The 23,439-nt window shown below is 60.3% G+C and carries 22 protein-coding genes and 1 pseudogene; 11 read left to right on the top strand and 12 right to left on the bottom strand.

Annotated elements, in window-relative coordinates:
- The 4 genes from ACQY8Q_RS05370 to ACQY8Q_RS05355 are packed head-to-tail and all read left to right on the top strand — an operon-like array spanning window position 1 to window position 4,649.
- Window positions 1-1,194 carry an amidohydrolase family protein gene (locus ACQY8Q_RS05370; RefSeq protein ID WP_428425383.1) on the top strand — a complete coding sequence of 398 codons (1,194 nt, stop codon included), beginning with the start codon at window positions 1-3 and terminating at the stop codon, window positions 1,192-1,194.
- Window positions 1,194-2,687: an amidohydrolase family protein gene (locus tag ACQY8Q_RS05365; protein ID WP_428425381.1), complete on the top strand. Its 1,494-nt coding sequence runs from the start codon at window positions 1,194-1,196 to the stop codon at window positions 2,685-2,687. The genes ACQY8Q_RS05370 and ACQY8Q_RS05365 overlap by 1 nt, the downstream gene beginning before the upstream one ends.
- A complete protein-coding gene (locus ACQY8Q_RS05360; RefSeq protein ID WP_428425379.1) occupies window positions 2,680-3,663 on the top strand; it encodes an ABC transporter ATP-binding protein in 984 nt (327 codons plus the stop codon). Before ACQY8Q_RS05365 ends, ACQY8Q_RS05360 begins: the two co-directional genes overlap by 8 nt.
- On the top strand, window positions 3,660-4,649 hold the full coding sequence (locus ACQY8Q_RS05355; protein ID WP_428425377.1) for an ABC transporter ATP-binding protein: 990 nt from the start codon (window positions 3,660-3,662) through the stop codon (window positions 4,647-4,649). The genes ACQY8Q_RS05360 and ACQY8Q_RS05355 overlap by 4 nt, the downstream gene beginning before the upstream one ends.
- 9 nt (window positions 4,650-4,658) lie before the next feature.
- Here the strand turns inward: ACQY8Q_RS05355 and ACQY8Q_RS05350 are convergent, their stop codons facing one another.
- Window positions 4,659-5,336 carry a GntR family transcriptional regulator gene (locus ACQY8Q_RS05350; protein WP_428425375.1) on the bottom strand — a complete coding sequence of 226 codons (678 nt, stop codon included), beginning with the start codon at window positions 5,334-5,336 and terminating at the stop codon, window positions 4,659-4,661.
- 131 nt (window positions 5,337-5,467) lie between these two features.
- On the opposite strand from ACQY8Q_RS05350, the gene ACQY8Q_RS05345 reads away from it, so the two are divergent.
- Window positions 5,468-6,097 (top strand): flavin reductase family protein, encoded by a 630-nt coding sequence (locus ACQY8Q_RS05345; protein ID WP_428425373.1) that lies wholly within the window; start codon window positions 5,468-5,470, stop codon window positions 6,095-6,097.
- A gap of 23 nt (window positions 6,098-6,120) precedes the next feature.
- Window positions 6,121-6,843: an aspartate/glutamate racemase family protein gene (locus ACQY8Q_RS05340; RefSeq protein WP_428425371.1), complete on the top strand. Its 723-nt coding sequence runs from the start codon at window positions 6,121-6,123 to the stop codon at window positions 6,841-6,843.
- A gap of 370 nt (window positions 6,844-7,213) precedes the next feature.
- Here ACQY8Q_RS05340 and ACQY8Q_RS05335 read toward each other — a convergent pair.
- Window positions 7,214-8,274 (bottom strand): IS630 family transposase gene (locus tag ACQY8Q_RS05335; RefSeq protein WP_428425369.1). Its coding sequence is split into 2 segments (ribosomal slippage): window positions 7,214-7,782 and window positions 7,782-8,274, totalling 1,062 coding nucleotides; the frame shifts between segments, so codons are not numbered across the junction.
- A 271-nt stretch (window positions 8,275-8,545) separates the two neighbouring features.
- Between ACQY8Q_RS05335 and ACQY8Q_RS05330 the strand changes: the two genes are divergently transcribed.
- Window positions 8,546-8,854 (top strand): ATP-binding cassette domain-containing protein, encoded by a 309-nt coding sequence (locus ACQY8Q_RS05330; protein ID WP_428425367.1) that lies wholly within the window; start codon window positions 8,546-8,548, stop codon window positions 8,852-8,854.
- On the opposite strand, the gene ACQY8Q_RS05325 is transcribed toward ACQY8Q_RS05330, so the two are convergent.
- Window positions 8,811-9,104: a hypothetical protein gene (locus ACQY8Q_RS05325; protein ID WP_428425365.1), complete on the bottom strand. Its 294-nt coding sequence runs from the start codon at window positions 9,102-9,104 to the stop codon at window positions 8,811-8,813. The two genes, ACQY8Q_RS05330 and ACQY8Q_RS05325, sit on opposite strands and share 44 nt — an antisense overlap.
- Before the next feature lie 234 nt (window positions 9,105-9,338).
- On the opposite strand from ACQY8Q_RS05325, the gene ACQY8Q_RS05320 reads away from it, so the two are divergent.
- Window positions 9,339-10,046 carry a DUF72 domain-containing protein gene (locus tag ACQY8Q_RS05320; protein WP_428425363.1) on the top strand — a complete coding sequence of 236 codons (708 nt, stop codon included), beginning with the start codon at window positions 9,339-9,341 and terminating at the stop codon, window positions 10,044-10,046.
- Here the strand turns inward: ACQY8Q_RS05320 and apnL are convergent.
- The 7 genes from apnL to ACQY8Q_RS05285 form a co-directional block, all read right to left on the bottom strand.
- Window positions 9,998-11,884: a D-apionate lactonase gene (gene apnL, locus ACQY8Q_RS05315; protein WP_428425578.1), complete on the bottom strand. Its 1,887-nt coding sequence runs from the start codon at window positions 11,882-11,884 to the stop codon at window positions 9,998-10,000. The genes ACQY8Q_RS05320 and apnL overlap by 49 nt on opposite strands.
- Window positions 11,884-12,918: a Gfo/Idh/MocA family protein gene (locus ACQY8Q_RS05310; RefSeq protein ID WP_428425361.1), complete on the bottom strand. Its 1,035-nt coding sequence runs from the start codon at window positions 12,916-12,918 to the stop codon at window positions 11,884-11,886. The genes apnL and ACQY8Q_RS05310 overlap by 1 nt, the downstream gene beginning before the upstream one ends.
- Before the next feature lie 230 nt (window positions 12,919-13,148).
- Window positions 13,149-14,213, bottom strand: coding sequence for an ABC transporter permease (locus ACQY8Q_RS05305; RefSeq protein ID WP_428425359.1), 1,065 nt, complete (start codon window positions 14,211-14,213; stop codon window positions 13,149-13,151).
- The gene (locus tag ACQY8Q_RS05300; RefSeq protein WP_428425357.1) at window positions 14,213-15,769 is read right to left on the bottom strand and encodes a sugar ABC transporter ATP-binding protein; all 1,557 of its coding nucleotides are present in this window, start codon (window positions 15,767-15,769) and stop codon (window positions 14,213-14,215) included. The genes ACQY8Q_RS05305 and ACQY8Q_RS05300 overlap by 1 nt, the downstream gene beginning before the upstream one ends.
- 1 nt (window position 15,770) lies before the next feature.
- Window positions 15,771-16,415, bottom strand: coding sequence for a DUF2291 family protein (locus ACQY8Q_RS05295; protein ID WP_428425355.1), 645 nt, complete (start codon window positions 16,413-16,415; stop codon window positions 15,771-15,773).
- Window positions 16,416-16,489: 74 nt separating this feature from the next.
- Window positions 16,490-17,431 carry a D-ribose ABC transporter substrate-binding protein gene (locus tag ACQY8Q_RS05290; protein ID WP_428425353.1) on the bottom strand — a complete coding sequence of 314 codons (942 nt, stop codon included), beginning with the start codon at window positions 17,429-17,431 and terminating at the stop codon, window positions 16,490-16,492.
- An 82-nt stretch (window positions 17,432-17,513) separates the two neighbouring features.
- On the bottom strand, window positions 17,514-18,341 hold the full coding sequence (locus ACQY8Q_RS05285) for a phosphogluconate dehydrogenase C-terminal domain-containing protein (protein WP_428425351.1): 828 nt from the start codon (window positions 18,339-18,341) through the stop codon (window positions 17,514-17,516).
- A 417-nt stretch (window positions 18,342-18,758) separates the two neighbouring features.
- Between ACQY8Q_RS05285 and ACQY8Q_RS05280 the strand changes: the two are divergent.
- Window positions 18,759-19,382: pseudogene (locus ACQY8Q_RS05280) on the top strand (HD-GYP domain-containing protein); the annotation flags it as partial.
- A 65-nt stretch (window positions 19,383-19,447) separates the two neighbouring features.
- Entirely contained in the window at window positions 19,448-19,762 is a 315-nt protein-coding gene (locus ACQY8Q_RS05275) for an HD-GYP domain-containing protein (RefSeq protein WP_428425349.1), read from the top strand.
- A gap of 14 nt (window positions 19,763-19,776) precedes the next feature.
- Here the strand turns inward: ACQY8Q_RS05275 and ACQY8Q_RS05270 are convergent, their stop codons facing one another.
- Both ACQY8Q_RS05270 and oiaX read right to left on the bottom strand, forming a co-directional pair.
- Complete coding sequence (locus tag ACQY8Q_RS05270; protein WP_428425347.1) at window positions 19,777-21,120, bottom strand: four-carbon acid sugar kinase family protein; 1,344 nt, start codon at window positions 21,118-21,120, stop codon at window positions 19,777-19,779.
- Between the two features lie 5 nt (window positions 21,121-21,125).
- Window positions 21,126-22,379, bottom strand: coding sequence for a 3-oxo-isoapionate-4-phosphate decarboxylase OiaX (gene oiaX, locus ACQY8Q_RS05265; RefSeq protein WP_428425345.1), 1,254 nt, complete (start codon window positions 22,377-22,379; stop codon window positions 21,126-21,128).
- Window positions 22,380-22,589: 210 nt separating this feature from the next.
- On the opposite strand from oiaX, the gene ACQY8Q_RS05260 reads away from it, so the two are divergent.
- On the top strand, window positions 22,590-23,297 hold the full coding sequence (locus ACQY8Q_RS05260; RefSeq protein ID WP_428425576.1) for a transcriptional regulator NanR: 708 nt from the start codon (window positions 22,590-22,592) through the stop codon (window positions 23,295-23,297).
- The last annotated feature ends 142 nt before the right edge of the window (window positions 23,298-23,439 follow it).

The following is a 23,439-nucleotide window of genomic DNA, read 5'->3' as shown; positions in this document are numbered from 1 at the left end:
ATGCACGATCTGTTGCTCCGCAATGTCAGGCCGATGGCCGGTGAAAGCTGCGATGTCCTGATCAAGGACGGGAAGATTGCCGGTTTTGGAACGTTTGAGCCCAAGCCCGGCATGTCCGTCGAGGACGGCGGTAACGCCATCGCGGTTCCGGGCTTGATCGATGCCCATACGCATCTCGACAAGACCACCTGGGGCATGCCCTGGCATGTCAACAACCGCGCCGCAGTCCTGCGCGAGCGGATCGATTTCGAACGGGAAAACCGCCTTGAGATCGGCATGGATCCGCATCGCCAGTCCATGCGCCATGCAATCGGGCTCGCCGCCAACGGCGGTACGCATATCCGTAGCCATGTCGATATCGATCCAACCCACGGCCTTTCGCTTGTCGAGGGTGTCTGGGAAACCCGCGAAAAGCTGAAGGGTGTCATCGATATCGAAATCGTTGCCTTCCCGCAGTCTGGGGTTATGGTCATGCCCGGCACCGTGGAGCTTCTGGACGAAGCGCTCCGTCAGGGTTGCGAAGTGCTGGGTGGCATCGATCCGTGTGGCATCGACCGCGATCCCAAGGGCCAGCTCGACATCCTCTTTGCCCTTGCCGTCAAGCATGGCGTTCCAATCGACATTCACCTGCATGAGGCAGCCGATCTCGGCGCCTTCACCATGGAACTGATTTTCGAGCGCATCCGCGCCCATGGCATGGAAGGCAAGGTTGCGATCAGCCACGCTTTCGCACTCGGCATGAACGACTATCTGCGCGTCGGCAAGCTGATCGACGAGATCGCCCGGCTCGATGTCGCGATCCTGACGACCGGAGCGCCATCGGCCAACGTGCCCTCCATCATGCGGCTGAAGGAAGCCGGTGTGCGCGTTGGCGGCGGCTGTGACGGTATCCGCGATACCTGGGGTCCGTGGGGTCAGCCGGATATGCTGGACCGCGCCAAGGTCATCGGCATGAAAAACGGACTGCGTTCGGACATCGAGCTCGCTCATGTTCTCCACGTCGTTTCCCAAGGGGGAGCCGATGTGATGCGGCTGGAAAACTACGGCCTGCAGATTGGGTGCAATGCCGATTTGACCCTGTTGACCGGCGAAACGCTCGCCCATGCTGTGGTTGATATCGCGCCGCGGCCGCTGGTCCTGAAGGCTGGTCAGGTCACCGCTCGCCAGGGCAAAGCTGTGGTGGAGATGCCGTGATGAGCAAAGACCTTGCATCCCTCACGCTTGGCCGCCGACCGGAAGGCCGCACACTTGTTACCGCAACCTGGGTGGTTGGCCACAAGGATGGCAATCACCGGCTTTTACAGAACGGTGAAGTTGTTTTCGAAAACGGCGAGATCCTTTTCGTCGGTCACCGGTTTGCCGGCGAGGTCGCCCGCCGCATCGATTTCGGCAACGCGCTGATCAGTCCCGGCCTGATCGATCTCGATGCGTTGTCCGATCTCGACACGACCATTCTGGGTATCGACAATCATCCCGGCTGGACCAAAGGCCGCGTCTGGCCGCGCTCCTATGTCGATGCCGGCCCTTATGAAATGTACAGCCAGGACGAGTTGGCGTTCCAGAAGCGGTTTGCTTTCGGCCAACTGCTCCTGAACGGCATCACGACTGCAGCACCCATCGCCTCGCTGTTCTATCGCGAATGGGGCGAAACGATCGGCGAATTCGACGCTGCGGCCGATGCCGCCGGCGAACTCGGCTTGCGCGTCTATCTCAGCCCCGCCTATCGCTCCGGCGGCATGGTTTTGGAAAGTCCCGGCCAGATCGTCCCGATTTTCGACGAAGAGCGGGGCGTGCAAGGACTGAACGACGCCATCGCCTATATCGAACGGCAGCACGGCCGCCATGGTGATCTCGTGCGCGGCGTGCTGGCACCGGATCGGGTCGAAACCTCGACGCTGGGCCTTCTGCAGCGCACGGACGCCGCCGCTCGCGATCTTGGCGTCAAGTTCCGCCTGCATATGGCGCAGGGCGCCATGGAAGTCGACACCGTCCGCATGCTGCATGGCTCGACCGCACCGGTCTGGCTTGCCAAGGCTGGCCTTCTCAGCGACCGACTGATTGCGCCGCATGCCACCAATGCGACTGAGGAAGACCTAGCGCTTTATGCGGAAAACGGCGTTTCGATCGTGCATTGTCCACTGGTTTCCGGGCGTGGCGGCAGCACGCTGAATTCCTTCTCGGCCTGCCGCAAGCGCGGCATCAACATTGCCATGGGTACGGATACGGCACCTGCCGACATGCTGATGAACCTGCTTGTCGGACTGATCACCTGCCGCGCCAACGACCGTGCACCGGATCAGGTGCGATCGGCCGACTTCTATGATGCTGCAACGCTTGGTGGCGCACGCGCTCTTGGGCGAGCGGATCTCGGCCACCTGTCGCCGGGTGCCCGTGCCGACATTGCGGTCTTCGATCTCGACGATACCATTATGGCGCCGTCCATCGACCCTATTACAACGCTGGTGACCGGCGGTTCAGGCAAGGTCACCCGTGCCGTCTTCGTCGATGGCCGTGTTTCCATGCTGGACCGCAAGCTTGCAGGTATCGACATGGAGAAAGCCCGCGTCCAGGCGCAGGCTCAGTATGACGGGCTGATCGCCAAATATCCGGAACGGAGCTGGAACAATCCGCCAGTTTCGGAAATCTTCTCGCCAAGCTATCCGATCGAGGTTGATACCCATGGGTGAAGCAGAAAAAGCGGTCATCGACGTCCGCAATCTTCAAGTGGAGTTTCCAGGCCGCCGTGGCACGGTGACGCCGCTGTCGGATATCAGCCTGTCCATCCGTGCCGGCGAGATCCTCGGCGTCGTCGGTGAATCCGGCGCCGGAAAATCGATGACGGGCCTGGCGATCCAGGGTCTGCTCGAACGGCCCGGACGCATCAGCGGCGGCGAAATCTGGCTCGGCGACCGCCGGATCGACACGCTCGACGATCGCGCGATGGAGCAGATCAGAGGCCGGGAAATTGGGGCGATCTTCCAGGATCCGCTGACGTCGCTCAATCCGCTGTTCACTGTCGGCTCGCAGCTGACGGAGACGATCCGGCTGCATCTGTCGATGGGTAAGGTTGAGGCGCGGGCACGGGCCATTCAGCTTCTTCGCGATGTCGGCATTCCAGCGCCTGAGGAGCGGGTAGACCATTATCCTCACCAGTTTTCAGGCGGCATGCGCCAGCGCGTGGTTATCGCGCTTGCACTCTCGGCTTCCCCCAAGCTCATTATCGCCGACGAGCCGACCACTGCGCTCGACGTTTCGATCCAGGCGCAGATCATTTCGCTGCTTCGCCGGCTCTGCAAGGAAAAGCAGACGGCGGTGATGCTGGTGACCCACGACATGGGCGTCATTGCCGAAGCGGCAGACCGCGTCGCCGTCATGTATGCGGGCCGTCTCATCGAGATTGGGCCGGTCGAACAGGTGCTGCACGCACCCCGCCACCCCTATACGCAAGGGCTGATGGCGTCGATCCCGTCGCTTGGCGCACGCGTTGAAAAACTCAACCAGATCGACGGCTCGATGCCGCGCCTCGACGCCATCCCGACCGGTTGCGCCTTCAATCCGCGTTGCGTTTCCGTCGGCCCGCGCTGTCTGCGCGAGAGACCCGAACTCATAGCCGTTGGCGATGGCGCCAATGCCTGCTGGCTCAACGCGGGAGGAACAGCATGACCGTATCTGCTCAGAAAAAGCCGGCCCTGACCGTCAACGGTCTGGTCAAGACTTTTGACGTTTCCGCCCCTTGGCTCAACCGGGTGATTGAGCGCAAACCGCGCCAGTTTGTTCAGGCGGTCAACGATATCGACTTTACGGTGCCTGCCGGCGGCTGCCTGAGTATCGTCGGGGAGAGCGGCTGCGGCAAATCCACGGTGGCTAGGCTTGTCACGGGACTGCACAAGGCAAGCGCCGGAGAGATCAGGTTTGCGCCTGGCCGGGGAGGGGCACCACTCTCCGCGCAGATGATCTTCCAGGATCCCTACGCCTCGCTTAACCCGCGCTGGCGGGTAAAGAACATCATCGCCGAGCCGTTGCGCGAACTGAAACTGCGCGATACCGCGGCCGAAGTCATCGAGCGCGTCGAGGAGCTTCTCCTGACTGTCGGGCTTTCCGCGTCCGATGGTGAGAAATTTCCACACGAGTTTTCCGGCGGTCAGCGCCAGCGCATCTCCATTGCCCGCGCGCTGGCGAGCGAGCCGGAATTCCTTGTCTGCGACGAGCCCACTTCGGCGCTCGACGTCTCGGTGCAGGCCCAGGTTCTCAACCTCATGCGCCGCCTGCAGGATGAATTAGGCCTGACCTATCTTTTCATCAGCCACGACATGAGCGTGGTGCGCCATATGTCTGATCGTATCGCGGTGATGTATCTGGGCCGCATCGTCGAAGAGGGCGATACCGAGGAACTTTTTGCCCGGCCACGCCATCCCTATACGCAGCTTCTGCTGCAGACCATTCCCAACATCACTGCGCCGCGGCGTGACCGGGAACTGGCAACCGGCGAAGTGCCAAGCCCGCTCAAGCCGCCATCCGGATGCACCTTTCATCCGCGCTGCCCGATCGCCACGGCCCGCTGTTCGGCGGAGGTGCCGGCCGTTCGTGCTCTCGCCAACGGTACGCGCGTCGCCTGTCACCTTGCGATCGACGAACCGGCGAGCGCCTGAGCCCGTGGCTCAGCTGAGCGCGGCGCGCAGGTCGTGGGACAGGTCGCGGATTTCGCTGAGGTCGAGTTCAGCTTCCACATGGTCCAGATGATGGGCCATCAAATGGGTGGCCTTGCCCGCATCGTTGCTGGCGATCGCCTCGACGATTTCGGCATGTTCGTCCGGTCCGCAGTTGAAGCGGTTGGTGTTGCGGTAGACGGCGGTGATCAGCGACGAGCGGGAAATCAGATCCCGCATGGTCGTGAACAGGAAGTCGGAGCCGACGGTTTCGGCAAGCAGCAGGTGGAAGCCGCCGGAGAGCTTGATGATGTCGGTGGTGATATCCTGGGCGTTGGCAATCCGCTCCTTGGCGACATGATCGCGCAGGCGCTTCAGATTGACCTTGGAGACCGATACGCACAGCCGCTCGATGACGCAGCGCTCCACCGTCCTTCGCACGAAGAAGACGTCCCGGGCCTCCTCGACAGAAGGCTTGCAAATGAAAGCGCCGCGATTGGGAATGATGGTAACAAGTCCATCCCGCTCAAGAACGGCAAGCGCCTGGCGAATCCTCGCCCGGCTGACATTGAAAATCGTGGCCAGTTGCTCTTCCTTGAGCTGCACACCCGGCCGGAGCCTGCGCTCTGCGATGGACAGCCAGACTTTCTCGACAATTTGCTGCGTAGAAGGGCCGCTTTGCTCGGTCATAAAATTCACTCCCCATTGGGGCTAGACAAGCGTGAAACGGTGGAAAAAGTCAACCGTAACAACACGATTTTGATTGCAGGATTGTAGACAATATGATTTGATATTGTAGATTATTAATCTGGGTGGACGCAATGGAATTCGACTTCACAAAGCTTGATCCGCAAAGCCGCTATCGCTTGCTGACGAATTTCATCGGGCCGCGGCCGATCGCTCTGGTGACGACACGCTCGCAGGCTGGCCATAACAATGCAGCGCCGATGAGCTTTTTCAACGTGTTTTCCCATGATCCGGCCATCGTCGTCCTAGGCATCCAGCCGCGCTTGAACGGCGAGGAAAAGGATACGACAGCCAATATCCGCCGTACGAAGGAATTCGCCATCAACATGGTCGACATGGCCCTTTCGCAGCAGATGCTGGTCTGTGGCCTTGGTTTTGACAGTGAGGTGGATGAGCTCTCGATGGCGGGGCTTACCGCTGCCGCCTGCACCAATATCGATGCGTCCTATGCGGCGGAATCGCCTTGCGTTTTCGAGTGCAGGGTCGAGCGCTTCATCGATTACCCGCGGCGTACCCTCGTTCTCGGCGAAGTCGTCCATATGCATGTCCGGCGCGAATGCCTGGATAGCGACGGGCATTATGTCGATCCCGAGCAGTACCAGCCGATCGCCCGACTGCATGCCGACAATTACATCACCTCGGACCGCCAGTTCGTTCTGAAAGCTCCGCCAATTGCCGATTTCATCAAGCCGCAGGGCGATTGAGGGACGCTGAAAGGTTCCATTCCATGCATATCCGTCTCATCAATCCCAACTCCACCGCATCCATGACCGCTCAGGCACTGGAGAGCGCTTTGCGCGTCAAGCAAAGGGACACACAGGTCTCTGCCGTCAATCCGCTCGGCACGCCTGTCAGCATCGAAGGCGGCGCCGACGAAGCCTTGGCCGTACCCGGCATGCTGGACGAAATCCGCAAGGGCGAACGTTTGGGTATCGACGCCTATGTGTTGGCCTGTTTCGACGATCCGGGTCTGCATGCTGCGCGCGAAGTGGCGCGCGGGCCCGTCATCGGTATCTGTCAGGCAGCCGTGCAGGTCGCCATGACCATCAGCCGCCGCTTCTCGATCATCACCACACTGCCGCGCTCGGTTCCCATCATCGAAGACCTCGTCAGCAATTATGGTGCGGAGCGCCATTGCCGCCATGTCCGCTCCATCAACCTTCCTGTTCTCGGGCTGGAGGAGGATCCGGCGGAGGCCGAACGGTTGCTGATCAGCCAGATCGAGGCGGCCAAGAGCGAAGACCAGGCGGAAGCCATCATCCTCGGCTGCGCCGGCATGTCCGCTCTCTGCGAACGGCTGCGCGACGCAACCGGCGTACCGGTCATCGACGGCGTGACGGCGGCAATCAAGCTTGCTGAAGCACTGGTTGGCGCCGGCTACACCACCTCGAAAGTGAACGCCTACGACTATCCCCGTATCAAGGAAAGCAAGGTTGCGGCCTGCGCCTGAGCGCTGCTGGCCGGCCAATAAGCCAAAACCGCTGATGTCGCTTGGATGTTCTCAATCCACTTGCGCACATCAGCCAATGACGGCGAAAAAACACAACGCAGAAAGATTGTCACGACGTTGCGTCGGCTTCGGCGCGGCTAAAGGTTTCAAATTTTCAGTAGAAACCGGCGAGCTCTTGTCTGGCGCGACGGCGGCCGATCTGGTGTTGTCGCGGTGGCTCTGACGCTCCATTGCCGGGCAACTACATTTCTGGATTATTCATAACTTCAGGTTGGGTAGGGATGTATTTTTTCTCGCCTGCCATATCCCACTCAGCCGCTATCGTAGAGGCTAACAGATGGGACCGACCGCTAATACCAAACGTCATTGATCAGAACCCTTGCGCCCATAGGCGTCGGCCGATGGCCATGATTTTCGATGGGCGCTCCTGCATCGCTCTCCAGGCGTAGCAGCAGTGGTCAACGATATCCTCGTAGGACTTGAAGACGCGGTTTGAGAGCCAGTTGTCCCTCATGAACTGCCAGATGTTTTCGACGGGGTTCAACTCCGGCGATTTGGGCGGCAGTGGCAGGATGGTGATGTTTTCGGGAACGATCAGATTTTTGGACATGTGCCATCCGGCCTGGTCCATGATGAGGACGGCGTGTGCGTTGTCTGCGACGTTGCGGGATATCTCGGTCAGGTGCTGGTTCATGGCATGGGTGTCACACCAGGGCATGACGAGAGCGGCCGCCTTGCCCTGCTTGGGGCAGATCGCGCCGAAGATATAGGCTGAGCGTGTGCGCTGGTCATGGGGTGCGGATGGCCTTGATCCACGCTTGGCCCAGCGGCGGGTGATCTTGTTCTTCTGCCCGATACGAGCCTCGTCCTGGAACCAGATTTCGATCACTTTGCCACTGGCGGGACCGGCAGCGATTTCTGCCACAGCGATGGGGAAGTTTTTTTAAATGTCTCAGCCGCCTCGGCATCCTGCGCATGATGTCTTGGGCGAGCCGAGAGCTTGCGATACCCCATGGCACGCACTTCGCGGCCCAGGGTCTCCTCACTCACCGAGATGCGGAATTCTTCCCAAATCCATTGCGCCAGATCACATAGACGCCACCGAACGATGCCATCCAGATACGGGGTCGGCCCACGTTCTATGGCTTGCGCCAAGGCCGCCCGCTGATCGTCGTTCAGCAGAGAAGGTTTGCCCGGAGCCTTGCCGTTGATCAGGCCGCCGGGACCACGATCATTGAAGCGCACCACCCAGTCACGCACGATCTGAACTGTCACACTGCCGACCCGAGCTGCATCGGCGCGCGAGCCGCCATCATAGATCGATGCGAGCGCCAGAAGACGCCGCGCCTGATCGGCATCGCGCGCCTGCCGAGCCAGACGCCGCAAAATGAACCCATTGAAATCCGGTCGCAAAGAAATCGCTGAACCCATCGCAAACCTCCTGTTTGCGCCAGAGATTCAGATTCGTCGGCTTGATGGAATCCTCGAGAGAGTCACACTCAGTGACGGCTGGTATAAGCTGTAAACAGCGGGCACAAAACCAACGCCATCAGGACCACTGACGCTTCCTCCTGGAAGAGGCTGGGGACCCGTGCGTGCAGCGGGATCTGAATGATATGGATGGCGCGGTATTCTACATCCCCCAAAAATAGGCTCGGATCTCGGCTCTTTTAATCGCCTCCCGGGGAGCCTTGGTGCATTGATGGCGGCGAAAAAGGCTGAGCCTTTGATCAGACTTGCGGCGCTGAGCAAACATTACGGGAACTACCTAGTCCTCGATCGGATCGACCTTGAGGTCATGAAAGGTGAAGTTCTTGCCACCATCGGGCCGAGCGGTTCGGGGAAAAGCACGCTTCTCAGATGCGTCAACTATCTTGAAGTTCCAGACGGTGACCTGATCACGGCCGGGCCAACCACCGTCGACGCTACCCGCCCGGCAAGCTTCGGCGGCTTGTTGGTCTCGGCAATCAGGACGTCCCCGTTGGGAAGCACGTGGATCCATCGCGGATGATCGAAGTCTTTCGCAAAGCATTGACCTTCAAGCCCTCAGCCGCTGTCGGCGTCTTGCCTTCCGGCCAGGAGGCCGCTTCAGCGATATTCACGGTTGGAAGGATCGTCGCATTCGGCTTCGGCAAAACGGGTGATGGCCCATATCCCTGATCGACAGAGACTGTTGCCTGCTCGCGGTCGAGGAAAACATATGTGCCAGCGGCGGCACCAAGGAGAACCACAGCCGATAAACCGATAACAATTTTTTGCACGACGATGCTCCATCGAGCCTGATTGAGATGTGCTGTGTAAACTCGCCGGCTTCAAATTTGTTGCACGCATTCTCCCACCGGAAACGGCATCTGTGTACGCAACTGATAATCTTGGGCAGGAACCAACAGACTTCGCAGCGGTTAACCGCACAATCTACAGAAAGGGGCGTTCATGCTTACCGCGTGGCAACGCCCTCTTTTTCCCTCCATGCTCATATCCGTCAGGAGGTTTCCTTGCCGATCATCGCAACAGCCGCCTGGTCGATCCCGAAAGCCGTCGCCAGCCGGTTTCCGCAAGAGGGAAGCGGCCTGGCGCGCTACGCTGCGGTGTTCAACGGCGTCGAGATCAACTCGACCTTCTACCGCCGGCACCGCGCAACCACCTTCGAACGGTGGGCATCGGCTGTACCGGACAACTTTCGCTTTGCTGTTAAACTGCCTGGCGAAATTACCCATACACGTCGACTGAAAAACGTCGGTGGGGCCTTCCGAGTGTTTCTCGGTGATATCTCTCCGCTGGACGGAAAACTCGGCCCGCTTCTCTGCCAGTTGCCTCCCAGCCTGACTTTCGACGAACGGGACGCGGAAACGGCATTCGAGACGATGCGGACAGCGCATCAAGGACCTATCGTTCTTGAAGCGCGTCATAAAAGCTGGGCGGACGATCGAGCATTTGCGGTGCTGAAGCGTTTCTCCATCAGCCGGGTTCTGGCGGATCCGGCGCCCGTCTGGCAGGTTGCCGATTTCCCACTACCGATCGAATATGTCCGCCTGCATGGCACGCCAAAACTCTACTATTCCAGTTATTCGGACGAAGAGCTCCGATCATTTCGCGGAGTGCTTGGCCCCGGCAGTTGGTGCGTGTTCGACAACACCACCTCCGGCGCTGCAGCTCAAAATGCGTTGCGGATGCTCGACATATGTGCGTCTCCAGCGACGTAGGCGATATGGATTACTTCAAATGGAGCGAGGGACGACCGGCCGTGTAGGGTTTCAATCGACTGCTTCTCCGCCGTGAGATTGATGATCCAGACAGTTCCCCCGCCCGTTGTCTTCACTATGAACGCCAACACCTTGCCCGGGGCGGACGACGTGATCGCCTGCCATTTTTCCCCGGCAATTTCAGCCAGCCCTTTGACGATGGCATGCAGCGGACGTTTGCCGCCTTCTTTGACGGGTTCATGCTTTTCCGCGTAAAACCCGAACGAGCCAGTCAGCGCCGAGAGCGTCAGTGTTTCGACGCCGGCATCCAGAACCGAGGCGACATATCCGGCCGCGAATGCGGCCGCAAACTGGCCCGTGTGACGAGGGTCGCGGTTGGCCATGGGGATGCGGGCGCCGTTCAGATTGTCCATCGTGCGGCTGCCATAGGGATTTTGACGCATCGGAATAGTGGATGGGCCGATGCGGTAGGGCTTCCCACCGTAGATCGCGCGGACGGACCGAGTGATGAAGGGCAGGGCTTCGAGCGTCTGCATGACGCTGACATCGTCGGCGGCATGGACGATCGGGTTGGTGCAATGGCTGATGAAGGCAAGGTTTTCGCTGGGTACGCGCTTGCGGTTGAGCTCGGTGAAGTAGGAGAGCATGCCACCACCGAGACGGGTTCCGGGGAAGGCCTTTGCCGCTGCGGCATAGACGTCTTCGAGCGGTGGGCAATCGGGCCACCTGCTGCCGGGTGGTGTCGATTGGCGATCGACCGAGGGGCTGACCACGATGGCGTCGGGCACGAAATATGCGGTGCGCATCCAGGTGGCGATTTCCTGCAGTTCTTCATCGAGAGGGCGCTGGCAGGGAACGGCGATTTCGAGTGTGGTGGTGCCGGTCTGAATGGCGGCGATTTCGGCGAAATCCGTAAACACTGACGCGTCATGGCCGGCCGACGGGTCGAAATGGAAGAGCAATTCCTGAGGCTTGAGGGCATCCGGTTGCCGGAGGGCTGCGAGGCTGGCCTTGGCTTCCTCCGGCGTGATCAGGAGGCCGATGGCGGGCATGATGCCAGTGGCGACGCCGGGAGTGAGGCGGATAATACCGGTATTCTCCGTGGAGACGACAAGATTGCGTGAGATGGCGCGGCTGTCGGCGATCGTCAGGACGATCTGCTGGTTGACCGGCTCGTTTGCCGGAATCTGATACGGCCAGGGCAAGGCGAGGGGGCGGACATAGGTCTTGTAGGAGGCGTCGGACCAGTTGCGCTGATCTTCCATCTCGAACGTATCGCCCTCCATGCGGCATTCGACGCTGACGCCGGGAAGGGCGGTGTGGGTGATGGCGCGCATATCCTTGAACGGCTGCCATGGCTCGATCAGGTCAGGCAACTCGGTATCTTCAATGCTGCCATCGACATGCTCGACCATCACGGCCGTTCCAGCGACGTCGACGATCGGATGCAAGATGCAGAAGCCGCAGCGATTGGTCTCAAAACCGGCTGGAGATTGGGCCGTGCCTTTGAACGTCAGCCTGCCATCAGCCGTGCCTTCGATGGCGGCGGATATATCGAGAAGGGTGCCATCCGGGCCGGCGCAGCGGGCGGTGTAGGCAACGGTAAAGCCGGCTTCCGTCTCGCCGACGGCGATGTTCGACAGCGTTGGGTCATAGGTGCCCCAGTCGCGGTCGCGCACCAGATAGGAGATGGCACGCAACACCTCGACGCCGTCATAGATGATCGTTCTCAAATTGCCACCGGCCAACTGCGCCGTCAGTTTTCCGGCTTTCAGCAGTCGCGGAGCGGGCTCGGCCTGCCTTGTACCGTAGAGCTGGAAGGCGAGGTCAGCGTCCATCATGTCAGCAGCGGTCCGATATCGACGGTGGATTTTGTGGCTGCACTTTCATAGGCAGCCTCGACCAGTACGAAGGTCTTCAGATTGTCTACGCCGGAGGTCGAGGTTTCCTTGGCCGCAATCAGGCTATCGGTCCAGTGCTGCTGGATAGTGAAGACGCTTTCCTGAATATTGTGCCACGGACGCGATGCCCACGGGAGAAGCGTCGGGGCGACATCGGTGTTGACGGTGCCCTGCGCATTCGTGACCTGCAGTTCATAGCCCTGCGACAGGCGGATAGACCCTTCGGTTCCGTCGATCTCGATCAGCGTTTCGGGAAAAGGTTCTATTGCCTGCTTCGTCGCATAGCTGACATCGACGATGGAGGTCGCGCCGCTCTCGTGGTCGAGCAGGATGGTGGCGACATCCTCGCCGTTGATCTTCGGATTGACACGCTTGGTGCGGGCCGTCAGCGATGTGACGTCGCCAAGAATGTAGCGGGCGATATCCAGGGTGTGGATGCCGAGATCTTCGATGATGAAGCGCTTGCCTTCGGCGAGATAGGGTTGTCCGGAAAACACATCATAGCCGGAACGGAAGGAGAAACGGCCCCAGAAGGGTGAGCCGATCGCGCCGCTATCCAGCGCCTTGCGGACGGCCTGGATCGGCGTTTGCCAGCGGAAGTTTTCGTGGATCATCAGCGGAATGCCGGCTGCCGTGCAGGCCGCGACCGTGGCCTTGGCATCAGCGAGCGTCGGGGCAAACGGCTTCTGGCAAATTGCCGGAACCTTGTGGGCGGCGGCCATTTCGACAAGGGCACGGTGGCTGTTCACCGTCGTGGCGATATCGACGAAATCGAAGCCGCCATCGGCAAACATCTGGGCTGCATCGGTGTAGCGCCGCACGATGCCGAACTGATCGCCGACGATCTTCAGGCGCTCGGCATCACGGTCGCAGATGGCGACGATGGCGGCACCCTTGACGTCGTTCCAGCCATGCATCTGGTTGACGGCGAAGAAGCCGCAGCCGATCAGGGCGCCCTTGAGGTCTGGCATATCGTTTTCCTTCAAGACTCAAAAGCTTCTTCCGTGCGCGGAATGGGCGATTGCATATGTGTATGGCCGCTGGCGGTGGTTCCCTCTTCTCCCCACCGGGGAGAAGTGCCGAGCGGATGCGAGGCGATGAGGGGGCCGCGCATTCCGAGTAAGCCGCCCCCTCATCCGGCCCTACGGGCCACCTTCTCCCCCCTGGGGAGAAGAGGGAAGCCTCCAGGAACACAGATGTACTAGCCCTTCTTCGCCAGCTGCATCAATGCCACCTGCTGCTGCAAGCGCCTTTGTGCCTGGTCTACCACCACGGCGACGATGATGACGATGCCCTTGATGACCATCTGCCAGAAGGAGGACACGCCCATCATGACCAGGCCGTCGGACAAAATGCCGATGACGAAGGCGCCGATGATGGTGCCGCCGATCGTGCCGCGGCCACCGGACATCGAGGTGCCGCCGAGAACGGCTGCAGCGATCGCGTTCAGTTCGAACGAATTGCCGGTTGCGGGATGCGAGGCCATCAGTTCCGACGAGATGACGATGCCAACGATGGCGGCGCAAAAGCCGGAGAACATATATACGAACATCTTGACGCGATCGACGCGGATGCCGGACATGCGGGCGGCGCGCTCATTGCCGCCGACGGCGAAGATCTGGCGACCGATCGGCACATATTTAGCGACATAGGCGGCGGCGAGCGCCACCACGATCAGGATCCAGATCGACACCGGCAGCCCGATGATGCGGCCGGAGCCGAGAAAGCCAAAGCCAGTCGTTGCCAGTTCAGGTTTTCCGATCAGGTTCGGAAAAGTCTGGCCGTCGGAGGAGAGCAGCGCGAAGCCGCGCGCCACATAGAGCGTACCGAGCGTGGCGATGAACGGCGCGACGTTGAGCTTGGTGATCAACAGGCCGTTGACCGCGCCGATGAGGATGCCGACGACGAGCGTGATCAGGCAGACCTCGACGACGTTGAAATACATCGTGTAGCCGATCTGCAGGTCAATACCATTGAGGATCAGGCCGCCGGCCACCATGCCGCAGAGACCGACGATCGAGCCGACCGACAGGTCGATGCCGCCGGTGATGATGACGAACGTCATACCCATGGCGAGAAAGGCGTTGAGCGCCACATGCTTCGACATCAGGATGATATTGGCCGTCGATAAAAAGTTCGGGGCGAAGACCGAGAAGAAGGCGATGACGGCAAACAGCGCGATGAAGGTCCTGAGCTTCATCAACGTCAGGAGGATGGAGCCGGTATCGGCCGCAGGGACTTTTTCGGTCGAGGTTGCAGTCGTCATCACGCAATTTCCCTTGTCGATGTGTGGCCGGCCGATTTGTGTCCCTCGGACGCAGCCTTGACGATGAGTTCTTCGGTGGCGTCAGCCCGGTCGAGGATCGTCGTGATCTTGCCGTTGCTCATGACGGCGATCCGGTCGGACAGCGCCATGACCTCTTCGAGGTCGGAGGTCGAAAACAGGATGGCAAGACCTTCGCCAGCGAGCCTGCGCATGGTGCGGAACACGTCGGCCTTGGCGCCGACATCGATGCCGCGGCTCGGCTCGTCCATCAGAAGCACCTTCGGATTGGTCATCAGCGCCTTGCCGATGACGACTTTCTGCTGGTTTCCGCCGGACATGGAAGTGACATCGAAATCCGGGTTTGGCGCCTTGATCGAGAGATTGCGGACCTGCTCCTTGACTGCCGCCTGTTCACGATCGCCGGAAATGTGAAAGCCGAATTTCACGAATTTTTCCAGGCTTGCCAAAGTCAGGTTGGCGGCGATTGACAGGACCTGCACTAGGCCCTCCCGCTGGCGGTCTTCCGGGATGAGGGCAAGGCCCTTGCGGATGCGGGTGGACGTGTCCCTGGCGGCGATCTCTTCGCCTGCGACAAAGATCTTGCCGGTGGAATGTGCGTGCTGGCCGATGACGCATTCGAAGAATTCGCTGCGGCCGGCGCCCATCAGGCCGTAGATGCCCAGCACCTCACCGGCACGAACCGAGATCGACAGGTGATCGACGGCAAAACCGCCGGTCTTGCGTGGCAGGCAGATATTTTCGGCGCGAAAGGCCTCAGCGCCCAACTTGTGATCGAGAGATTTGGCGAAGTCTTTCGCATCCGAGCCAATCATCGAGCGGACGATCCATTTGGTGTCGATATCCTTGACCATTGCCTGACCGGTGATCTGACCGTCGCGCAACACGGTGATGTAGTCGCCGATGCGCATCAGCTCTTCGAGGCGATGCGAGATATAGACGATGGCTACGCCCTGCGCCTTCAGTTCGCCGATCACCTTGAACAGGATATCGACTTCGGCGGCAGAGAGCGCCGATGTCGGCTCGTCGAGAATGAGGATGCGGGTATCGAGCGAGATCGCCTTGGCGATTTCGACGAGCTGCTGCTGGCCGATCGGCAGGTCCTCGACCATGGTTTCGGCGCTGATGCCGGCATCCAGCTTGTCAAGGAACTGATTGGCTTTCTGAACCTGGGCCTTATGGTCGATGCCGCGAATGCCCCTGATGATCTCGCGGGTGGCGAAAATGTTTTCAGCGACGGAGAGATTACCGAACAGGTTGAGTTCCTGGAACACCATGCCAATGCCGTGCTTTTGGGCATCGGCCGGCGAGTTGAACTCAACTTCCTCGCCCTCAAGCAGGATGCGGCCGAGCGATGGTTTCTCGACGCCAGCGATCATGCGCATCAGCGTCGATTTGCCGGCGCCGTTTTCGCCGACGAGAACATTGACCGCGCCGCGTTTCAGCTCAAGGCTGGCATGCTTGACCGCGACGATGCCGGAATAGACCTTTGTCACATCGTCGAGTTTCAGGATCGTATCGTGCGCCTCGGTCGCCATCTCAGCCGCCGATCGCGATGGTGGCCGGCGTGAACAGCGCCGGCTGGCCGGAGGATGGCAATGGATAGGCGCCGAGCGCCTCGACTTTCTTGCCTACAAGGCCATCGCGCGAGAGCTTTTCGAGCGTCAGGCCGTTGACATGGACATTGAAGGCCTTGCCGAATTCGGCCCACTGGATCTGGTTCTTGAATTCGTTGAAATTGACGAAATCGAGGCTGTCGCGGATCGCCGTGCCCTTGATGACCGGGCCGATCTGGATGCGGACATCAGCCTTGCCGTCGCCATCGACATCGGCGTCGAGATAGGCGGCGCGCGATGTCGTTTCGGCCTTGATGATCGTGCCGGACACTTTGGCCGCGAAGGTCCAGGGTGCGCTACCCTCTTTTTCCTTGTGGCCGTATTTTGCCGCTGCGGCATCAAGATCGGATTTGGACAGGGCATCGACCTTCTGGAAAGGTCCGGCGCGCGTCTGCAGGAACGGAATGACCTTGCTGTCCCAGATTTCGGCAACCTGACGGGCGGGATTGAAGCCGCCGCTTGCGGCTTCCGCAGCCTCTTCGGCCGTCGGTGTCTTGATGATCTTGCAGCCGCTGAGCGCCAGAACAATGGCCAGCGGGATCGCAACGGCGGCCCGGAAATTCGGCATAAAAGTCACTCCGTCAGATGGTAAAAAACGCGCAGGGCAGATTGTATCCGCCCTGCGCGCATCCGTGGGGACGGTTAGTCCTTGAGCGCGAAGGTTTCGAGCTTGGTGGCGTTGCCGGCATTGATCAGCACGCAATCCATCAGCTGCTTTTCTTCTGCCGGGCCTTTGCCGGTCTTGATGTAGGCGTCAGCCTGCTCGACGGCCATCTGCGCCTGAGCATAGGCCGGCTGCAGGACAGTCGCCTTGATGCCGCCCGAGGTGATGCTATCGCGCACGTCATTGGAGCCGTCGAAGCCGACGACGATGACGTCGTTGCGGCCGGCAGCCTGAAGAGCGGCGATCGCGCCCATGGCCATCGTATCATTGCCGGAGATGACGCCCTTGATATCGGGGTTGGCCTGCAGGATGGTCTCCATCTTGGAATAACCTTCCGTCTGGCTCCAGTTGGCCGACTGCTGGGCGACCATCTTCAGCTCCGGATATTCGTCGATGATGTCGTGATAACCCTTGGAGCGGATACCGGCATTGAGATCGGCTTCGCGGCCGAGAAGCTCGACATAGTTGCCCTTCTCGCCCATCAGCTTGACGAACTCTTCGGCGCCGAGCTGGGCACCCTGGTAGTTGTTGGAGACGATCTGCGAGACGGCAACACCGGTAGCGTTGATTTCGCGGTCGATCAGGAAGGAGGGCACGCCTGCATCCTTGGCCTTCTGGACGGCGGCGATCGAGGCTTCCGAGCCGGCATTGTCGAGAATGATCGCCTTCGCGCCACGGCCGATGGCGGTATCGATCAGCTGGCTCTGCTTGTTCGCGTCATCATCGTGAACGAGAATGAGCGTCTCGTAGCCAAGTTCCTTGGCCTTTGCTTCTGCGCCGACCGCTTCCGCCTTGAAGAACGGGTTGTCGTGCGATGGCGTGATGATGGCGATGAGGTCGGCGGCGAATGCCGGCATGGCAACGCCCAGCGAAAGGGCGCCGGCAAAGGCGGCAAGGGTCAGTCTGCGTGTCAGTTTCATGTGGTTCCTCCCGGTTGATATAAGAGTAACGGCCCCGTTCCCGGCGGAGCCGTCGATGTGCGGAGCCTCTGCTCCCTGTCGATCAGGTGATGCGCCGGATGCTTTCGGCGATCTCCTCGGGTTCGAAGACTTTTTTCCAGTCGTCGCGCATCAGCGCGGGGATGCCGAATTCGATGGCCTTGTTGCAGGCATCGGAGAACACGCCCTGAACTTCGCCGAAAATCACGGCGCCGAGCACGTTGAGGTGGCCGAGCAAAAAGTCGCGGGCAGCCTCTTCCGGCACACCGCGTTTGACGCATTCGTCCATGGCCTGCTTCATCACAACCAGCAGCGAAGCGGCTACTGTTTCCGACAGGCCCGGTTCCAGCATCGCCATCTGATCGACGGTGACGCGGTGCGAACGCATGACCGGCGCCCAGATGACCTTGGCAATCTCTTCGCCGAGGCCGTAAGCGTCTTCCGGTCCCTGCATCAGCGCGGACACGATGTGCTGCTTGGCAAACAGGCCGCCGAAATGGTCCTTCTTGGCCTGCATATCCGTCTCGTCGTTGAAGATCGGCGGATGGCAGGGATGGGTGACGAAATAGGTGAGATCGGTGCGCGCCGGCAGGTGCCCCGCGAACGGAGCGGCGGCATCAAGCGCCACGACCATGGTACCGGCTTTCAGCTTGTCTGAAATACCGGCTGCGACCTTGCCGATGGCCGTATCCGGCACGGCGAGAATGACGACGTCAACGCCGGACAGTGCCGCATCGACATCGACGCAGGACAGGCCGAGGTCGTTCTGCAGCCGTGCCTTTCCAGCCTCGTTTACCTCCACATGGCGCACATCGAAACGTGAGCCCTTGAGGTTCTTGGCAAGCCGGTAGCCCATTTTGCCGCCAGCACCGAAGAGTGCGATCGAAGTCATATTTCCTCACCTACGCGTTTGTTTCGCGATGGTTTATGGCAACTGGTATGATGAGTCAATCAGCATGTCACATGGTGAGGTGATTATTTATGGTGGCCCGCCTGGGATCGTTGGCGCACGGGTGAATGTGGGCAGTATCGACAATCACTGGAAGATTCCATGGATATCCCGGCAATCAAGAGTAGTTACGCCCAGCGCCGGATTATTTTTGAGCAGATGATGAGACTTTAACGCCGAATAAATCGTTGTAACCAAAGATCATCCATCAGAGAGTTGTTTCTCGGAGTGAGATTTCTGGATGAACGGCAAGGGTTTTCATTATCCGGATTTGAAAGAGCGGAATTTATACTCAGGGACTGGCATTTTATTGGTGTTATTTCGACAAGGAGCGCGCGATGATTGAAAAAGAGCGGTAGCATGCTCAAGCGTATCAAGCGGCACCAGGTCCGGGTGGGCATGTTCATCACCGATATCGAAGATCCTCTGCGGGACGAGGCGGCGCCTGTGCGCAGCTTTATGCTGAAGGACGAAGCGGCGGCGGCGAAGGTGAAGGCCAGCAATATCATCAGCCTTGTCATCGACATCCGCAGGGGAGTGGATGTCGGTAGCGGCCGGGCCCAGCCGGACATGCGACAAAGCGAGGCATCGCTGTCCAATCTGTCCCGGCCTTTTACCCAGACCGAAATCAAGGAAGCGCTGCAGACGATCGAGCAGACCAGGCCGCTTCTCGACACGCTGTTTTCGAACGCACGTATGAATGGCAAGGCCACATTCGAGCCCGCCGATCGCGCTGTCGAACAGATTGCCAAATCGATGGAAAGCAATCCGGCTGCGCTGATCGGCATTACCCGCCTCAAGACCAAGGACGAATATACGTTCCTGCATTCGATCGCAGTCAGCGCGCTGATGGTGCATTTCGCGCGCTTCCTCAAGTTCGATGAACAGACGGTGCGCATTCTCGGTGCTAGCGGTCTGTTGCACGATATCGGCAAGATGGTCATGCCCGACGCACTGCTGTCGAAGAAAAGCGCGCTGACCGACGAAGAAATGGCGAGATCCGCACCCATCCGGTGCGTGGCTACGAATTGCTGTCGCGCCAGGGCGACATGCCGCAGGCCGTTCTGGATGTCTGCCTGCACCATCACGAGCGGATCGACGGCAAGGGTTATCCCTTCGGTCTGTCGGACAAGCAGATCAGCCCTTCGGCCCGGATCGCGGCCATTTGCGATGTCTATGATGCGATGACCTCGGCGCGATCCTATAAACGCGCGTGGACGCCCGCCGAAACGCTGAGGATGATGCTGAAATCGGAGGGCCATTTCGACCGGCATCTGCTGACGCAATTCCATGCCAGCCTACGCGCGTCGTTTTCACCCGCTCCACCGAAAGACCGCCGCAACGGGGTTCGGGCGGTCCAATAGGCTATCGGCATATCTTACCCTTGAAGGCCGTCCCGGATCTGCGCGAAATAGCCATCCGATCCGACCTGTCCGCCCTTGAGCGCGATCTGCAGGCCGTTGGTCGCAGCGTAGGTGCCGTGTGCCGTGCAGAGCGGCGATCCCGGCGTCTGCGGCAGCGGCAGCAGAGTGGTCAGCGCCTGCACATGCAGTTCCCGAAGCGCATGGCTGGACGTATCGCCGCCGGCGATGACGGCGCGGGTCAATTGTTGTTCTTCCACCAGACACCGCAGGATCGTACCGAGCAGCCGGCCAAGCCGGTGGCGGCTGCCGGGAATGCGGTCGATATCGCCGCCGCGATCGGCGGATGGGCCAAGCGCTGTATTGAGGATGACGCTTTCGCCGCGCTTGAGGCTGTCGAGGCCGCTGGCAATGGCCCGTTCAAGAGTGGCATTGCCGTTTTCACCGAGCAATTCCAGCGGGTCGAGATTGATGCCGGCAAACCCGTTCTGGGTCGCATGGCGAATCTGCCGCTCGGTGGTGGGCGAGACACTGCCGGAAACGACAGCAATGCGATCGGCCTTGCCGGGCAGGGGGAAGGTTTTCTTTCCGTCCGTTAGGCCCGCAACGCTCCAGGCGGTTAGCAGTGCGTATTCGACACCGGACGAACCGGTAACGAACCAGCCGCTGTCCCGCCGCAGGCGCCAGAGTTGGCGCCCGGCATGGGACTGGCTTTCCGGGCTGTCGACATCGAACAGCACCAAGCCGTCCGCATCCCTGCAGAGATTATCGACCCGGCCATCCGCATCCGCAGCGGCGAGCATGGAGAGATCAACGAGTCGTGTTTTCAACATCGTCTGAGCGCCGAGATGCTGGCGCAGATCAGCTTCGGCCATGGGTGTCACCGGGTGGCGGCTCATGACGGGGTGGCGGTCGATGCGGTAGACTTCGCCCTGATAGGCGGCGAAGAGATGGCCAAAGGCGGTGTAGCGTTTTAGCTGTGGCGCGCCGACCAGGATGGGGACGTAAGCCTGATCGAACAGCGCCTTGCCGATTTCGACGGCCTTGCCGATATTGCCGATCTGCGGGCTGGAATCGAAGGTCGAGCAGACCTTGTAGTGGCAGATATCAGCGCCGAGGCTTTTCAGCCAGCCGAAGGCCGGCGTCAGGTTTTCGTCCATCCAGTCCGGCGTTTCGCTGCGGCTGGTGCCGGCAAGGCCGATGGCGCGGCAATGGCCGAAACGTTGGAGTAGCGCGCCATCCGGTACATCCATGAACAGCACCGTCTCGACGCCATTGGAGGCTAGCGCCTCCATGACATCGGTGGATCCCGTCAGGTCGTCGCCATAAAAGGAAAGGAGAGGATTGCTCGGTGCGGTCATCAAATCTACTCGCTGGCGTTGCCGAATTTCTGGATGGAGGCGGCAAGCTCGGGATGATCCTTGGCGTATGTCTCCAGTGGAATATCGGCAACGGCCGCCTGCCACGCCTGCTGCACGGCCCGCACACCGGCTGCCGGCCCACCGGGATGGCTGACAATGCCGCCGCCGCACAGATAGAGCAGATCGGTTGTCCGTCCCGTGCGGCGATAGGTTTCCGGAGCCTGCCCACCCCACTGGCCGGACCCGGCGACGGGTAGAGCGCAGTCGGATTGATCGAACAGCGGCGTGGTGACGGCCTTGAAACTCTCGACAAAACTGTCGTCCGGCTCCCAGTATTTGACGCCGATGCCGTTGATCTGGAACTGGTCGACACCGAGAAGACGCCAGAACTGCTGCCAGACCTTGAAATCGAAGCCGATGCCCGGATGGCGGGTCAGCACATCCCAGCCATTGCGATGGGCGTGCAGCACAAGGCCGGAGCGCTTGCGCAGGAACGCCATGCCGCCCATGCCGATGGAGTTGATATTGACCACGGCGCAATTGCCGCCCGCTTCCAGAACGAGATCGTGGTTGCGCATCATCTCGTCGGGATCGGTCGCCGAGATGCCGAAAGCATACATCACCTTCTTGCCGGTCTTCTGCTCGTGATCGAGAATTTTCGGCATGATAGCGGCAACGCGCTCGCTGAGCGGCGAATAGGCCGGGCTCATCAGTTTTTCGTCATCCTTGATGAAATCGACGCCGGACCCGATCAGTTCACCGACCAGTTCGGCCGTTTCATGTGGGCGTAGGCCCAGTGCCGGCTTGACGATGGTGCCGATGATCGGCCGGTCGTAAACACCTGTGAGCTTGCGGCTTCCGGGCAGGCCGAATTGCGGGCCGGGATAGGCAGACTTGTATTCCTGCGGCAATTTCAGGTCGACGACGCGCAGGCCCGTCATGCCGCGGATCGAGAAGATGCCGCCAACCGCAATGGTCATGAGGGCGGAAAGATCGGTACCGATCGCATCGAGCGGGAAGGCGATATCGGCATCAGCGCGGCGGATCGAGCCATGGCCGGGCGAAGCCTCCGGCCAGCTCGGGGTTTCAACATCGGCAAGTGGGCGGATGGCAAGCACGCGGGCGGCAACACGCGCCTTCAGCTCCGGCGTTTCGCCGGGCACGGGTACAAAAGTGCCGGTCGACTGGTCGCTGGCGATCTTTTCCGCCATGGCCTCAACGCTGCCCGACGTTTCAATTCTGTAGGTGACGACGATCATGATCGTGCAAAGCCTCGCGGTATGGCAAATCCTGGCCAGTTCTGTCTGGCGCGTTTTCGCCAACTGGTATAATGAGTATATCAATTGCGCAAGAGGGCACTTGCGTCTGCGGCAATCAATGTGGACTGTGCCCCTCGAAAGCGGATGTGCACATTTCCTTCGCAACGGGACCGGTGCATAACGATGGCGAATGTAAACCAGCGAGATACCATGGGCCAGCAGACCGAACAGATCGTCCGCCGCAAACTGTCCGACGAAGTTTTCGCACGGTTGAAGGCGATGATCACCTCCGGCGAATTGCAGCCCGGCGATGAAATGCCGTCCGAGCGGGAGTTGATGGAGCGCTTCGGCGTCGGCCGGCCGGCGATCCGCGAGGCGATGCAGGCGCTGGCCGGCATGGGCCTGGTGGCGATTTCGCACGGCGAGCGCGCCAAGGTGCTGGAACTGACAGCGCAATCGATCTTCCGGCAGATGGATATGACCGCGAAGATGATGCTGGCCAAGTCGTCGGATTCATTGGAACATCTGAAAAGCGCCCGCATCTTCTTCGAGCGCGGCATGGCGCGCGAGGCAGCCGTCAAGGGCGATGCCAACGACATGGCTGGGTTGCGCGAAATCCTCGACCGGCAGCGCGCATCGCTCGGCGACGCCGAAGCCTTCATCGCCGCCGATATGGAATTCCACACCCGGATCGCCCGGATTTCGCGCAATCCGATCTATGTCGCCGTCAGCGAGGCAATGCTCGCCTGGCTGAAGGAATACCATACCGAAATGCTGATCTGGACCGGCAAGGAAAAGTTCACGCTGGCCGAGCACGAGGAAATCATTACCTGCCTGGAAGCCGGCGACCCCGACGCTGCCGAACAGGCCGTGCTGAAACATCTGGAACGGTCGCGGGCGCTATACGCTGCAAAATAATCGCCGGTCTCCGTGAGCTCCAGCCGCCGACTTTGAAATTGGATGATGGGCAAGCGCTCCAGAATGCGTGACGGCCGACCACGAATTAAAGGTCTCCGGCCACTCACATGGCAGCCACACTGCGGAAAATGGCGCACTGTAG

The organism is Pararhizobium sp. (assembly GCF_965279435.1).
Taxonomy (GTDB): Bacteria; Pseudomonadota; Alphaproteobacteria; order Rhizobiales; family Rhizobiaceae; genus Pararhizobium.
The sequence above is the reverse complement of the archived record's forward strand: the minus strand, read 5'-3'. Positions and strand labels throughout refer to the sequence as shown.

Excerpts from the sequence above, each read along its gene's own strand:
- ACQY8Q_RS05370 (WP_428425383.1), top strand. The coding sequence starts at position 1 with ATGCACGATCTGTTGCTCCGCAATGTCAGGCCGATGGCCGGTGAAAGC.
- ACQY8Q_RS05365 (WP_428425381.1), top strand. The coding sequence starts at position 1,194 with ATGAGCAAAGACCTTGCATCCCTCACGCTTGGCCGCCGACCGGAAGGC.
- ACQY8Q_RS05360 (WP_428425379.1), top strand. The coding sequence starts at position 2,680 with ATGGGTGAAGCAGAAAAAGCGGTCATCGACGTCCGCAATCTTCAAGTG.
- ACQY8Q_RS05355 (WP_428425377.1), top strand. The coding sequence starts at position 3,660 with ATGACCGTATCTGCTCAGAAAAAGCCGGCCCTGACCGTCAACGGTCTG.
- ACQY8Q_RS05350 (WP_428425375.1), bottom strand. The coding sequence starts at position 5,336 with ATGACCGAGCAAAGCGGCCCTTCTACGCAGCAAATTGTCGAGAAAGTC.
- ACQY8Q_RS05345 (WP_428425373.1), top strand. The coding sequence starts at position 5,468 with ATGGAATTCGACTTCACAAAGCTTGATCCGCAAAGCCGCTATCGCTTG.
- ACQY8Q_RS05340 (WP_428425371.1), top strand. The coding sequence starts at position 6,121 with ATGCATATCCGTCTCATCAATCCCAACTCCACCGCATCCATGACCGCT.
- ACQY8Q_RS05330 (WP_428425367.1), top strand. The coding sequence starts at position 8,546 with ATGGCGGCGAAAAAGGCTGAGCCTTTGATCAGACTTGCGGCGCTGAGC.
- apnL (WP_428425578.1), bottom strand. The coding sequence starts at position 11,884 with ATGGACGCTGACCTCGCCTTCCAGCTCTACGGTACAAGGCAGGCCGAG.
- ACQY8Q_RS05310 (WP_428425361.1), bottom strand. The coding sequence starts at position 12,918 with ATGCCAGACCTCAAGGGCGCCCTGATCGGCTGCGGCTTCTTCGCCGTC.
- ACQY8Q_RS05305 (WP_428425359.1), bottom strand. The coding sequence starts at position 14,213 with ATGACGACTGCAACCTCGACCGAAAAAGTCCCTGCGGCCGATACCGGC.
- ACQY8Q_RS05300 (WP_428425357.1), bottom strand. The coding sequence starts at position 15,769 with ATGGCGACCGAGGCGCACGATACGATCCTGAAACTCGACGATGTGACA.
- ACQY8Q_RS05295 (WP_428425355.1), bottom strand. The coding sequence starts at position 16,415 with ATGCCGAATTTCCGGGCCGCCGTTGCGATCCCGCTGGCCATTGTTCTG.
- ACQY8Q_RS05290 (WP_428425353.1), bottom strand. The coding sequence starts at position 17,431 with ATGAAACTGACACGCAGACTGACCCTTGCCGCCTTTGCCGGCGCCCTT.
- ACQY8Q_RS05285 (WP_428425351.1), bottom strand. The coding sequence starts at position 18,341 with ATGACTTCGATCGCACTCTTCGGTGCTGGCGGCAAAATGGGCTACCGG.
- ACQY8Q_RS05275 (WP_428425349.1), top strand. The coding sequence starts at position 19,448 with ATGCCGCAGGCCGTTCTGGATGTCTGCCTGCACCATCACGAGCGGATC.
- ACQY8Q_RS05270 (WP_428425347.1), bottom strand. The coding sequence starts at position 21,120 with ATGACCGCACCGAGCAATCCTCTCCTTTCCTTTTATGGCGACGACCTG.
- oiaX (WP_428425345.1), bottom strand. The coding sequence starts at position 22,379 with ATGATCGTCGTCACCTACAGAATTGAAACGTCGGGCAGCGTTGAGGCC.
- ACQY8Q_RS05260 (WP_428425576.1), top strand. The coding sequence starts at position 22,590 with ATGGGCCAGCAGACCGAACAGATCGTCCGCCGCAAACTGTCCGACGAA.